At 41.9% G+C, this 14,699-nt stretch carries 9 protein-coding genes; 2 read left to right on the forward strand and 7 right to left on the reverse strand.

Translation table 11 applies throughout. The features are described 5' to 3' along the window. Positions 1-81 precede the first annotated feature (81 nt). From NAF19_RS05840 to kdpF, 7 genes are all read right to left on the reverse strand, one after another. Positions 82-1,845: a HAMP domain-containing sensor histidine kinase gene (locus NAF19_RS05840; RefSeq protein ID WP_252788880.1), complete on the reverse strand. Its 1,764-nt coding sequence runs from the start codon at positions 1,843-1,845 to the stop codon at positions 82-84. 22 nt (positions 1,846-1,867) lie between these two features. After that, entirely contained in the window at positions 1,868-2,998 is a 1,131-nt protein-coding gene (locus tag NAF19_RS05845) for a sensor protein KdpD (RefSeq protein WP_252788881.1), read from the reverse strand. Positions 2,999-3,243: 245 nt separating this feature from the next. Then, positions 3,244-4,290 (reverse strand): porin, encoded by a 1,047-nt coding sequence (locus tag NAF19_RS05850; protein ID WP_370362847.1) that lies wholly within the window; start codon positions 4,288-4,290, stop codon positions 3,244-3,246. Positions 4,291-4,436: 146 nt separating this feature from the next. Continuing rightward, positions 4,437-5,000 carry a K(+)-transporting ATPase subunit C gene (locus tag NAF19_RS05855; RefSeq protein ID WP_252788882.1) on the reverse strand — a complete coding sequence of 188 codons (564 nt, stop codon included), beginning with the start codon at positions 4,998-5,000 and terminating at the stop codon, positions 4,437-4,439. Between the two features lie 11 nt (positions 5,001-5,011). Continuing rightward, positions 5,012-7,039, reverse strand: a complete 2,028-nt coding sequence (gene kdpB / locus NAF19_RS05860) for a potassium-transporting ATPase subunit KdpB (RefSeq protein WP_252788883.1) — start codon at positions 7,037-7,039, stop codon at positions 5,012-5,014. Between the two features lie 6 nt (positions 7,040-7,045). Then, positions 7,046-8,764, reverse strand: coding sequence for a potassium-transporting ATPase subunit KdpA (gene kdpA, locus NAF19_RS05865; RefSeq protein ID WP_252788884.1), 1,719 nt, complete (start codon positions 8,762-8,764; stop codon positions 7,046-7,048). Positions 8,765-8,776: 12 nt separating this feature from the next. After that, on the reverse strand, positions 8,777-8,854 hold the full coding sequence (kdpF, locus tag NAF19_RS30695; protein WP_094573040.1) for a K(+)-transporting ATPase subunit F: 78 nt from the start codon (positions 8,852-8,854) through the stop codon (positions 8,777-8,779). A gap of 796 nt (positions 8,855-9,650) precedes the next feature. Between kdpF and susR the strand changes: the two genes are divergently transcribed. Beyond that, a complete protein-coding gene (susR, locus tag NAF19_RS05870) occupies positions 9,651-11,273 on the forward strand; it encodes a SusR family glycan utilization regulator (RefSeq protein WP_252788885.1) in 1,623 nt (540 codons plus the stop codon). Between the two features lie 443 nt (positions 11,274-11,716). Next, positions 11,717-14,692, forward strand: a complete 2,976-nt coding sequence (locus NAF19_RS05875) for a SusC/RagA family TonB-linked outer membrane protein (protein WP_252788886.1) — start codon at positions 11,717-11,719, stop codon at positions 14,690-14,692. Positions 14,693-14,699 lie beyond the last annotated feature (7 nt).

The raw sequence follows: 14,699 nt of genomic DNA on the forward strand, positions 1-14,699 counted from the left end.
TACCCGCTCTTAAATGTAGCTAAGCCAACTATTGAAAACCATACACCTTCGCACCAATTACTGAATAATTTTACACCCGTCTCAACTTTTTTTATCCGGATATGCGGGCAGCGCAAACGAAAAAGTGCTCCCCTCACCTATAGCGCTTTCCAGCCAGATGGTGCCGTGCTGCGCCTCGATAAAATCTTTTGATATTGCCAGGCCTAGGCCCGACCCGGATTTATTTTGCCCGTCGGTAGGTACCTGGAAATAGCGGTCAAATAAACGTTTCTGGTATTGTTCATCAATCCCTTTGCCCAAATCCTTCACCGAAAAAATAACTGATCCGTTCTTTTCGGAGATATTGATGGTAACCTTTGATTTTTCGGGGCTGTAACGCAGGGCATTCGACAGAAAATTCACCAACACCCAGGCGGTTTTTTCAACATCAACTTGTACTTTCGACAGGTCGGGTTGTTTCACAACGTCAAGTATTATCCCCTTTTGCCCGGCAGGGAATTTTACAGAATCGAGCGCATAATCAACGATCACCGACGGGTCTGATGGTACAAAGTTTAGCTGGATGTTCCCGGTTTCAACCTGCGACAAGTCAAGTAATTCGCTTGTGATTTTCAGCAATCTGTCGCTATCATCCCTTATATGATCAACCAGTTCCATTTGCTGGGCATTAACGTGGCCAATGCGTTCGTCTGCAAGCAATTTTAAACACATTTTTATTGACGATATAGGTGTTTTTAATTCATGCGAAATTGTGGCTATAAAATTGGTTTTTGCTTCATCTTTTTCTTTAAACTCTGTAATATTTTTCAGCAAGTACACTTTACCCACCGATTTGCTACCAATGTCGAGCACATCACTTGCCCGTGAATTTAGGTTAGGGATAATTATTTCCCGGCTTTCCAGCTGGTAGTAAAGCTCCTTACCATCAAGTGCAATTTTGATCGACTTTAAAGTGTTGTTTTCAATTATCGATTTAAACAGGTCATTAGTGGCGGTAAATTTATCGGCGCGCTGGCCTATTATTTTTTGCTCTTTAAGGTTCAGTATATTTTCGGCGACCGTATTAATAAACAATATCTCCTGCTTTTCATTTAAGCCGATGATTGCATCCTGCATCTGTTCAATAATGGCTTCGATGCGTTGTTTCTCCGACAATACAGTTGCCAGGTTGCTATTTTCCCATTCATTAAGTCGTGCGGCCATATCGTTAAAAGCCATCGCTACTTCGCCAAATTCATCGTTTTTATCAAAATTTAGGCGCTGGTTATAGTTTTTGCGGGTAATCTCGCGGATACCGTCGATCAAAGCCCTTAGCGGGTTAGCAATAAACCCAGGAAAATTAACACTGAAGCTAAACAGTATCAAAAACGTAAAACCGCCTGCCAAACCCAATAACAAAGTAGCGTTGTTTACCGATGCCTGCGCACGATCGTTTTTGCGCACAATGGCCTGCATGTTCAGTTTTTCTATTTGCCTTAATTGGGTACGCGCATCGTATTCGGCCCGCTCCTGGGCAGGCAAATCACTTTTGGGCGATTGTAAATCCCTAAAAGCTTTCCGAAGCACCGTAGTTGCTGCAGCCTCACCAGTTTCGGTAATGTTATGTTCCTGTAAAACCAGTTGTTTATCAAAATCGTTTTTTGCTGTTTCGCTTAACGGTAGCTTTTCTACATCAAGTATCGTCCGCATTTCGCGGGCAAAACTTAGTGACTCATAATTATTTTTGAGGATTACTTTGGCACTGTCGGATATGTCGTGGATATAAAATATAGACACTACGCCAAAAAAAAGGACGACTACAAACAGAAAGCCAAACCCGAGGCGAAGTTTATTTTTAATTTTCATGATTTTACGTATTAAAATGTTTTTATGATAAAATAACTAAATCAGTATCTGTTGAGGCTATGTGTTTTAGCAGTTGGTTAAACACCGCCGTTCGTAAAATAACCTGGAATAAATTTAAGTGCGGCTTGCCTATACAAATGGTTGTAATTTCCCTTTCGTCGGCAACCTGCATAATCGTTTGCGTAACATTGTCGCTTTTTATTTTTAAAACCTCGCCACCCAATTCTGTTGCCAGCTTAAAATTGTTTATCAGGTGGCGTTGTTTATCCAGTTTTATGCGGTTACCACTTTCGCTGCTGCTTTGTACATACAAAACTATCCATGTTGAGCGATAATACGATGCAAGCCGCGCAGTTTTCCGGATTACAGCTTTAGCAGTTTCGGCGTTTGACGATATGCAGGCCAAAAATTTTTCGGGCCTAAGCTTTATTTGCTTAGGGATCTCGATATTTATTTTTCGCTCAACATGGTGCGCCACCTCTCTTAATGCCAGTTCCCTTAACTGCAATATCTTATCGGCCTGGAAAAAATTTTGCAGGGCTATGTTTATCTTACTCTTGTCGTAAATCTTCCCCTCCTTCAGCCGGTCGATTAGTTCATCGGCGGTAAGGTCGATATTTACAATCTCGTCCGTTAACTCAAGCACCTTATCGGGTATGCGTTCTGTAATAGGTATGCCGGTGATGGACTCAATCTCCTGGTTCATACTTTCGAGGTGCTGAATGTTTACAGCAGAAATAACACTTATACCGGCATCCAAAATATCAACTACGTCCTGCCAGCGTTTACTGTTTTTACTGCCCTCAACATTGGTATGCGCCAGCTCGTCCACAATAACTACTTCCGGGTGGCGGTTTAATATAGCTACCAAATCCATTTCCTCCAATTCCTTGCCCTTGTAAAAAATCTTTCGGCGGGGTATTAACGGCAGGCCTTCAATCAACGCCTGGGTTTCAGCCCGGTTATGGGTTTCTATATAGCCAATTTGAATATCGATGCCGTTTCGCAAAAGCGCATGCGCTTCCTGCAGCATCCGGTAGGTTTTACCAACGCCGGCGCTCATGCCGATATATATCTTAAACTTGCCACGTCGCGAACGCTTTACCAGTTCAAAAAAATGCTCGGCAGATGCTTCTTTATTTTCTTCGCTCATAATTGGTTTTATACGCGTTGTTATTAACCTTTTAAAGGGGATGCAAGCACCCCCTTTTTTTGCACAAGCTTCAATCAAACTAAATTTACGATAAAACTGCTTGTGTTTTTCTTATTTTATTCCCCGTCCGTGGGAGACGCAAGTATTGCGTCTCTACAATTACTATAAAACGGCTTGTGTTTTTTCTATATATTGAATACCTATTTGCTGGAGACGCGATACATCGCACCTCTGTAATCTATACACTAAAACCCATAAACCGCTGCCAATACAAATTGTGATGCGTGGGTGGCTGCCATGCCATTGCTATCGGTAAATGATGCGCCGAAATCACTGCTTTTTGTATCAAACCTTACTTCAGGAATGATGGTTAGCGGCCCGGCTTTTATATTTGATGTGACCGTAATTGCTTTTACATTGCCGCCATTATCTTTTACTTTAAAGTATTCGCCGCGTAAACCGAAGGTTACAATAGGCGATACAGCAATCTGGGGGTATAAAGCTACACCTTCGAAACCACCACCATTATTAGGTGCCGAAAAAGTTGCTGCGTTTAATCCCAGTTTAAATTCATTAGTTATTTGGTAAGCAGTTGTCAGGTCAAACTCGGTACCCGAATATGAGCCTGTTACCAGGTTCAGATAAGCGGTCCAGCCTTTAACCGGTGTTACTGTTAGCTGCGCACCAAAGGTTGACACATCGCCATTGGCTGTATTACCCGAATTTAACGATGAATAATAATTCCATTTATTGTTAAATATACCAGCCATCAGGCTCACTTTATCGCTAAAAGCATAGGTGGCTTTAAAACCAGCATTCTGGAATGGGCCGTTGGTAAACAGGTATGAGGTTGAATAGTTAAAGTTGCCCACCGGCGATATTACCTCGTAACCTACGAATGTGGCTAAATAACCCGCAGTAAGATTAAATTTATCAGTTACATCATACGATACATACAAATTTTGAATATGATAACCCGAAGTTGGGATAGATTGATCGCTGCGTGGGCCGAATGAAAGTTCGCCCACAAATGCTGCTTTACCTACCTTTTTTTTCAAGGCCAGGTCAATCATGCCTATTGATATCGAATTATTTTCGTTTGCGAAGCTGGTAGGGATATTTGAATGGCCCGAAAAATCGGCCTTATAATAAGTATCTACCGATCCTGAAAACACAAGTGGCGGGTCAGCTGCAGGGGCAGCGGTCTTACCGGTATCAACCGGCATTATAGCCGCTTTTACAGTTATTGCCGCAAAAGTAAAAAGCGATATAATTATTAATTTTTTGTTCATGTTAGTTTATAAAATTTGCTGTTGTTAAGGTTGATGTTTTCCGCCCGTGGGACTAGTAAATATGTACAGGAAAGCACGAAGATTTTTTTACCCAATTACGCTCCGTGCTCCCTGTGCATTCTCTGTGTCCCGGCGGTTATATTTTTCTATTTCAATTCGTCAAGCGCTACATTTAATTTCAGCACGTTAACCTTGCCCGGGCCAAATAAGCCCAAAAGCGGCTGCTCAATATGGCTGTTTACCAGGGCTGCTACCTTCTGCTCATCAAGCTTGCGGAATTGGGCAACCCTCTTTACCTGCATTTTAGCTGCATCGGCAGAAATATCAGGGTCAAGGCCACTGCCCGATGCGGTAACCATGTCGGCAGGGATGTCACTCTTTTTTAAATAAGGGTGATACTTCAACAAAGTGTCGATACGATTTTTAACGTCCTTTAAATAATCGGGGTTGCTTGGACCTTTGTTTGAACCCGACGAACCTGCTGCGTTATAGCTTGCAGCAGAGGGCCTGCCCCAAAAGTATTGGGGTTTGGTAAAGCTTTGTCCAAGGGCTGCATAGCCAACTACTTTGCCGTTTACTATAATTTGCTCGCCATCACCGTGGCCTTTTGACAACTTACCGGCAAGGGTAATGAACAGCGGGTATATCACACATAATAAAATGGTGAGTACAACGGTGATCCTTATTGATGGAACAATATATTTTTTCATTTTCTTAATTATTAAAGCATTAATGAAGTAACCATATCAATTAATTTGATACCTATAAATGGTGCAATTACACCGCCCACGCCATAAATAAGCAGGTTGCGGCGCAATAGTGCGCTGGCGCCGATCGGCTTGTATTCAACACCTCTTAGTGCAAGAGGTATCAGCATCGGGATGATGATTGCGTTAAATATTACTGCCGATAGAATGGCCGATTCGGGGCTGTGCAGTTTCATAATGTTAATGCTCTGCAAAGCGGGTATCGAAGCCATAAATAAAGCAGGAACGATGGCGAAATATTTAGCCACATCATTGGCGATGGAGAAGGTGGTAAGCGTGCCCCTGGTTATCAGCAGTTGCTTGCCTATTTCAACAATTTCTATCAGTTTGGTTGGGTCGTTATCCAAATCAACCATGTTACCGGCTTCTTTTGCAGCCTGGGTGCCACTGTTCATGGCAACGCCAACATCGGCCTGGGCCAGGGCGGGCGCATCGTTTGTACCGTCGCCCATCATTGCCACCAGCTTGCCGCTGTTTTGTTCCAGCTTAATGTAGTTCATTTTGTCCTCGGGCTTGGCTTCGGCAATGTAATCGTCAACACCAGCCTTTTCGGCTATAAATTTGGCGGTTAAGGGGTTATCGCCGGTAACCATTACGGTTTTAACACCCATTTTGCGAAGGCGTTCAAAGCGTTCCGAAATACCGGTTTTAATGATATCCTGCAGCTCTATTACACCCAGAATTTTTTCGTTTTGTGCAACCACCAGCGGGGTACCGCCGTTTGAGGCGATGATTTTTACCCTTTCGTCAATTTCTGCCGGATAGGGATTGCCCGCTTTTACTGCAATGTTCTTTATAGAATCGGACGCCCCTTTACGGATACGTAAACCAGCAGGCGTATTAATACCGCTCGAGCGGGTTTCAGCTGTAAATTTCACAAACTCCGAACCTTCCGGTGTAACAGGTAACTTAAAGTGTGTAGCAGCAAGTTCAACAATTGATTTACCTTCGGGGGTTTCATCAGCAAGCGATGAAAGCACACAAGCCGTCATAAAGTCATCAGGCAATACGCCTAAGGCCGGCCAGAAGTGGGTGGCTTTACGGTTACCGATGGTGATGGTACCTGTCTTATCGAGTAACAACACGTCTATATCACCTGCAGTTTCAACCGCCTTGCCCGATTTGGTGATTACGTTGGCACGCAATGCCCTGTCCATACCCGCAATACCGATAGCCGATAAAAGCCCACCGATGGTGGTCGGTATCAAACATACAAACAGCGATATTAAGGCTGCTATAGTGATTGGCGTATTTGCATAGTTCGCAAAAGGCTGCAGGGTAACGCAAACGATAACGAATATCAGCGTAAAGCTGGCCAGCAAAATGGTCAACGCAATTTCGTTTGGTGTTTTTTGGCGAGATGCACCTTCAACCAACGCAATCATCTTATCCAGAAAGCTTTCACCGGGCTGGGTGGATACCATTACTTTAATTTCGTCCGATAGTACTTTTGTACCACCGGTTACGGACGATTTATCACCACCTGATTCTCGAATAACAGGGGCTGATTCGCCGGTTATTGCCGATTCATCTATTGTTGCGATACCTTCGATGATCTCGCCATCGGTTGGGATGGTGTCGCCGGTTTCGCAGAAAAACACATCGCCTTTACGCAGCTCGCTTGATGATTTGGTTACAATGCTACCATCGGCCATAATAACCTTGGCCGGTGTTTCCTGGCGGGTTTTACGGAGGCTGTCGGCCTGTGCTTTGCCGCGTGCTTCGGCAATGGCTTCGGCAAAGTTGGCAAACAACACAGTTAATAACAGGATGATAAAGATGGCAACGTTATAGCCGAACGAACCCTGGTCGCGGTGCGAGAAGCTGTAAATGCTTACAAACAGCATCACCAGTGTGCCTATCTCCACGGTAAACATTACCGGGTTGCGCACCATTACCCTGGGATCGAGTTTTATGAATGATTCCTTCAGCGCGGTTTGCACCTGGGCGGATTCAAATAATTTGTTATTTTGAGTTTTCATTTTCTTTTACTTAAGCATGGAGAAATGTTCGGCCAGCGGACCAAGGGCCAGCGCCGGGAAATAAGACAATGCATTTAATATCATAATTACCGCAAAGGTCATCACCCCAAATGTCAGTGTATCGGTTTTTAATGTACCGGTAGACTCTGGTATGAATTTCTTTTGGGCCAATAACCCGGCAATTGCAACCGGGCCTATGATCGGTAGAAAGCGACCTAACAGTATTACAATACCGGTAGTTACATTCCAGAAGATATTACCATCACCCAGCCCTTCAAAGCCGGAGCCATTGTTTGCATTGGATGAACTGTACTCATATAACATTTCGGAGAAACCATGATAGCCGGGGTTATTAAGCCATGTTGATGGCTTAACGGCCCAATCGATACCAGGATGTGCCATAAATACATAGCTTGACAGTGCAGTGAACGACATGATGAGGAAAGGGCTCAGCAATGTAATCAGCGCGGCAATCTTCACCTCGCGGGCTTCCAGCTTGTGGCCCAAAAACTCGGGGGTTCGGCCTACCATCAAACCAGATATAAATACCGCGATAATGAGGTAAATAAAATAGTTCATGATACCCACGCCGCACCCTCCGAAGAAGGCATTAATCATCATGGCCAGCAATTCCCACAACCCGGTAAGGGCCATTGTGCTGTCATGCATGCCATTAACCGAACCGGTTGAAGTAACCGTAGTTAAGGTACTCCAGTAAGCAGTAGCGGTTGGCCCAAAGCGGACTTCCTTACCTTCCATGGCACCGGTGGCCTGGCTGATGCCCATTTTGGCAATCAAGGGATTGCCGCCCAATTCGCTGGTTATACTCGGTATCATCAGCATGAATACCCCCACCATCATTACGCTGAATATCACCCAGCCCAATTTCTTCTTTCGGATAAAATAGCCGAAAGCCAAAATCATGGCAACCGGAATAACAAACTGCGCGATGATTTCGGTCATGTTTGTCAAGTAGTTGGGGTTTTCCAACGGGTGGGCCGAGTTGGCGCCAAACCAGCCGCCGCCATTGGTGCCCAGGTGCTTAATGGCGATCATCTGAGCAGCAGGGCCGCGTGATACGTTTACCGTATCGCCCTGTAACGATATAAATTTGTCCTTGCCTGCATAGCTGCTTGGCGTACCGTTGAAAGTCAATATTAAAGCAATAACGATAGATAATGGCAATAAAACCCGGGTGATAGATTTCACGAAGAAATTCCAGAAGTTACCCAAATCGGTGGTGGTTTTATCCCTGAAAGCTTTAAATATAGCCACTGCGCAGGCCATCCCCGTAGCGGCACTTACAAAGTGCAGGAACATGAAAATGAAATGCTGCGTTAAGTAGGTAGCACCGCTTTCGCCCGAATAGTGCTGCAGGTTACAGTTGGCCACAAAGCTGATGATAGTATTAAAGGCCGTGTCAGCAGACTGCCCTGCATTACCATCCGGGTTTAGCGGCAGCTTATCCTGGTGCATCAGCACAAAAAAACCATACACCAGCCAAAGTATGTTAATGGTCATCATAGCCTTTAAAAACTGCTTCCAGTTCATTGGCTCATCAGGGTTAATTCCGGACAGCTTATAAAGCCCGTTTTCAAGCGGTTTTAAAAAGTCGGTCCATGTTTTTTCCCCGGCATACATTTTTGCCAGGTACTTGCCCAACGGTATAGCTATCAGCATAGTGATGGCAAACGAGGCAATAATTCCAAGTAGTTCAGTGTTCATCGGGTTTTACAATTAAAATTTTTCGGGTTTCAGCAGTACATATACCATGTATATGAATACCGCAATTGCTACGATAAATAGGGCTAACATAATTTTCAGATTTTTTCGAAGTAATCAATTGATTTAAAAATGAGCCAACAGCCAACAAGCAGGGCCAGGAAAAGAATGATTGTAAGCATGATTATATATATTAATGTTAAGTTGCAACATTTGTGATTAAATCTACCTGTATTACAGCCTCTTAAAAATGACCAGCATCATTTAAAAAACAACTGTTAACCTGTTTGGGAGCTAAAGTTTGAGGTGCCGATATTACCTGCTGATAAATGCAAAACCTGGGTTTTAAAAATTTGATGGCCTGGAAAAGAGCTGCGATATGCATGGGGATTCTTTTATTTACACCACATTGGCAAAGGGAATACCAGTATTTGTATTTTTATTTATAAATAATTAATAATCAATTATTTATAAATAAAAAACTCTATTCCTGCCAGGGTACAAACAAATAAACCCTTCCATTTTGGAAGGGTTTATTTGTCAAAAAGGGGTGTGGATATTAAAAAAATAGGGATCAACCCCTTTTTTCAACAGACAGCGTAAGTTAATTGATTGATTTATAATGGTTACTGAATTTAGCAACCGAAATTGCGTCCAACCTTTTTATACGGCAGAGCGTTCCATTTTCACAACGGAACACCTGGCACACTATGAGCATACTGATTGTCGGTCTAATACGGGTATAGGTTTACAGTTGGAATAATCTTATTTCCGGACCGGCAATCCGGGTGTCTATTTAAACAGTAAGGATAGCCGAATATAAATGTCAAATCTTTCATTGAATAATCGCAGATATTTAATATGTTGCAATTAATCCCAATTGTTTTTTATGAGAGCCTTTTTATTGCTTATACTTTTTATCCCGGTAAGCTGTTTTGCCAATAGTTCTGATAAAACAGATAGTCTTTTAAAAGTTTTGAAAACCGAGCTCGGTAAATCAGATGAATACCTGTCAAAGAAGGAATTACACATTAAGAAGCTAAAAGAAAGTGAAAGTAAAATAAATAAAGATGATTACCAGGCCCAGTTTACTTTGGCTAACTGGCTGTATGATGAATATAAATCATACCAGTTTGATTCTGCTTATGTATATGTTAACAAAATGATTAACATTAGTAAGCGCATAAACTACAAACCTAAAGAGTATTATAGTGAAGTTAAATTAAGTTTTATTTTACTTTCCTCCGGATTGTTTAACGAAACATTTAGGGTGCTTGGCAAGGTTGATGTTAATAAACTGGAGGATTCTGTAAAATCAGAGTATTATTTTTTAATGGGGCGGAGCTACTACGACCTGGCTTATTATAACCATGATAAATATTTTACCCCTTCATACATTAAAACGGGAAACAGGTATCTCGATTCCGCAATTTATTTTAGCGTGGATAATGCTACAGCTAAGACCTATTACATAGGTCTGCAAAAGTTGCAGGAAGGGGAGTTTGAGCAGGGCGCCTATGCCTTTCAAAAACTTTTAAGACAAGGTTCACTGATTTCCATGCACCTGCGGGCAATGGTAGCCTGTTCACTGGGAGAAATTTACATTAAAAGCGACCAGCAACAGGATGGGTTGAATATGACCATTGAATCAGCAATTGCTGATGTACGATCATCAACCCGCGAAACAGTGGCCCTTTACACGCTGGCGGGGCTTTTATACAAGCAGGGGAGCATTGAAGATGCCTACCAGTTCATAAAACTGGCAAAAGCAGATGCGGATTTCTATGGTGCGCGGCAGCGAAAAATACAGATAGGATCGATACTGCCGTTGATTGCGGCTGAAGAGATAAACAACTCAGAACATCAGAAAAATAAGATACTTATTTACCTGTTAATCATTACTTCCTTAGCAATCCTGGTAGTTATTTTCCTTGTATTGATGTTTAACCAGCTTAATAAGGTAAAAACGAAAGAGAAGATTATCGAGGATAAAAATGTTCAGTTGGAATATATCAACGACAAGCTGTTGGAAGATGCTAATATTAAGGAAGAGTATATTGGGCAGTTTTTTAAAGAGATATCAGGCTACATCTTGAAGCTCGAGAAACTAAAAATGACGGTAGGCACAAAACTATCTATGAAGAAGTATGAAGATATAAATGAACTCATCAATAAAATAGATATAAAAAACGAACGGGCTTCCCTGTATTACAGTTTCGACCATATTTTCATCAAAATATTTCCCAATTTTATCTTCGCCTTTAATTCGCTTTTTGAAAAAAAGGATCAATCCTGGCCGCACGAAAACGAGTTATTGAATACTGACCTTAGAATTTACGCCCTTATCCGTATTGGGATTAACGACGACGATACTATCGCCAAAATACTGGAATATTCTGTAAATACTATTTACGTTTACAAAATGAGGATAAAAGCAAGGGCAATAGACCACGAAAATTTTGATAAACAAATTATGGCTATTAAGGCGTTTGATTTTGACAAACAAACCTAAAAGTGGTAAAAAAGTATTCCCTTTTGCTAATAATTCATGCTTTAACGGCAATAAAAGGGTAAAAAATGATTATATTTTTTGATCTATATTAAACATTAATCAATTGATTATCAATTAATTAATGTTTAAATTTTTTATATAAAATTATAAAATCGTTAAAATCCTCCCTCTTGACGCGCTGCAACGGCGATTGCTCTATTTTTACCAATCCACAATCGCTAATATTGTAATACGAAAGTTACAGCTTTTGTGAAGACCAATTTAACCAAGCTTACTGAATTTTTTCGAGGATTGTCATTTTAGGCTAATTGTTTTTTGTTTAGATAAAATATTCAGAATTTAATTAACCTGTGCGAAATTTCAGGCAGTGGATGCATCTTTAATAGAACCTTAAAAACCAATGAATATAAAACCAATTTCAAACAATTTAAACAACTTAAACTATGCAATTTAAACGTTTACTCAGTTTAAGCTTCTTTGCAGTTTTTTGCTTTTTTACTCAGTCATTATTGGCTCAGAACAAAGTAATTACAGGTAAAGTAACTGACAGCAAAGATGGCACCACACTAATTGGCGTTGCCGTAAAAGTAGGACCAACCGGCGGAGGCCTGACCGACACCAACGGCGATTATTCTGTTTCTGTACCGGCTGGCGTAACTTCCCTGGTATTTAGCTACACAGGTTATTCTCCACAAACCGTTGCAATTAATGGCAGATCTGTAATCAATGTAAAATTAAGTGCCGACACCAGGACATTAAACGAAGTGGTAGTGGTAGGTTACGGTACCCAAAGAGTTAAGGATGCGACAGGCTCTGTTGCCTCGTTGGGCTCAAGAGACTTTAACAAGGGGCTGATAGCTACGCCAGACCAGTTACTGGCAGGCCGTATAGCAGGTGTTACAGTAACGCCTTCGAGCGGCGAACCAGGTAGCGGTGCGTCAATAAATATACGGGGAACCGGCTCAATCAGGGCTGGTAACGATCCGCTGTATGTAATTGACGGTGTTCCGATTTCAAACGACTCTTATTCAGGTTCCAGCCCTACAATGGTTGCCGGGTCATCTTCGCCAAGGAACCCATTGGAGTTTATAAACCCTGCAGATATTGAGAACATCTCTATATTAAAAGATGCATCTGCTTCGGCAATATATGGTTCACGTGGCGCCAACGGTGTAGTTTTGATAACTACGCGCAAAGGAAGAAAAGGCCAGGGAATTCAATTCTCTGAAAATACCACTTTTGCTTCAACAGCAAGCCGCTATAAACTGTTGGACGGCCCTACCTTTTTAAAAGCAGTTGCCGCTACGGGCGCCAATGCTGATGCGATAAACAAGGGCGCTAACGTAAACTACCAGGACCAGATATTCCGCAGTTCGGTTTCACAAAACGCGACTTTAGGATTTGGCGGAGCCAAGGATAAATTTACCTATCGCGCCTCTTTTAGTTATGATGACCAGCAGGGTGTAGTTAAAACTTCGGGATTAAAACGTTTAACAGGCCGCATCAATGCATCGCAATATTTGTTTAAAGATGTTGTAAAACTCGACTTGAATTATTTGCAGTCGAATGTTAAAGACCAGTTTGCGCCTATTACCAATAATGCGGGTTTTACCGGAAGTTTAATTGGTGCAACCCTTGGCTTAAACCCAACTTACCCGATTAAAAATGCCGATGGTACTTATTTTTTTGATGGAACCGCTCTCAACCCCGTTGCGATGCTTAACCTGACAGACGACCGCGACAATGTTAACCGGAGCCTGGCGAATATAGCTGCAACGATAAAGATAACTAAAGATTTGAGTTACCGTGGTACTTTTGGTAATGATTATGCTTTATCAAAAAGGACTACCTTTTACGACCCGCTTATCCCTGGTTACACCAGCGGTGGTAATATAAGAGGCCAAAGCACGCCATCTATTTCGGGTATCGGGCAAGCTTCTTTACAGCAGGTTAAACTTACAAACCAAATTGTCGAACATACGCTAACCTATGATAGAAAATGGTCCGACAATAGTCAATTAACCGTTTTGGGTGGGTACTCGTACCAGGTATTTAAGAATTTTGGTTTTAATGACGTAAGGTTTCAGACTTCAACACCTAATGTGCTTGTAAAAAACCTTAACGATTTTAAAACCCGCTTCCCTATTTTTGGCGACTCCACAAAATCTGAGTTGCAATCATACTATGGCAGGATATTTTATTCATACAAAGACAAATATTTGGTTACAGCAACAGTACGTACAGACGGTTCATCCAAGTTTGGTGTAAATCATAAATACGCAACCTTCCCGGCATTAGCTGTTAAATGGAAGATAATGAATGAAGACTTTGCGCCAAAAGGAATATTTGATGATTTAGGCTTACGGTTAAACTATGGTAAAACCGGTAACCAGGAGTTCCCGGCATACCAGTCGCTTTCCGTATTCCAGTCTCAACTTGGAGGTGGTAGCAACCAACTTTATGCTCCCAACCCCGATTTGAAATGGGAAACTACCACCCAATACGGAGCTGGTATTGATTTCGCGATTTTAAAGGGAAGAGTGACAGGAACGGTTGACTATTTTAATAAGAGCACGAAAGACCTGTTGTTCCTGAACGTATTTGCCCAACCGGCACCGGCACCAAGCCAATGGATTAACTTACCGGGAAATGTTATTAATAAAGGTTTAGAGTTCGGTTTAAATATATCGGCTGTGCAAGGCCCCAAATTTAACTGGGACATTAATTATAATATGACCTTTCTTAAAAATACCGTAGAAAATTTTGCCAGTCGTGTTGTAATTACCGGTGCAATAAGCGGCCAGGGTTTATCGGGCGCATATTCACAGGTAATACAAAACGGTTATCCGCTGTTTACCTTTAAGGTATCGCAATATGATGGCCTCGACGAGCAAGGTTTTGCAAAATATCCAAATGGTATTGATGGCCAGACTTTACAAGGCAGTGCGCTACCTAAATTTACGGCTAGCTTAACAAATAATTTCAGCTACGGGCCATGGAGCTTAAGCGTGTTTGTAAATGCTGTAACAGGCTTTTATGTATACGACAATACTGCTAATGCATATTTCTACAGGGGCAGTTTGCTTACAGGCCACAACGTGACTTCTGATGTTGCCTTTACTAACGAAAACGTACTTAACTCCGGACAGGTTTCGACCCGCTGGCTTGAAAAAGGCGATTTCGTACGTATTTCAAACGCAACGCTTGGTTATACAGTGGCTTTGAAAAATGGTAAAGCAATCAAATCGCTGCGATTTGTGTTAAGTGGTCAGAATTTGGCCCTCTTTACAGCGTATAAAGGACTTGACCCGGAAATTAACGTTAACAAAGATATAAACAGTGTTCCATCGAGAGGGATAGATTACACAGGCTATCCGAAAGCAAGGACAATTACATTTGGGATAAACGCTGGATTTTAAAAATATA

The sequence above is a fragment of the Mucilaginibacter flavidus genome (genome assembly GCF_024055575.1).
Lineage (GTDB): Bacteria > Bacteroidota > Bacteroidia > Sphingobacteriales > Sphingobacteriaceae > Mucilaginibacter > Mucilaginibacter flavidus.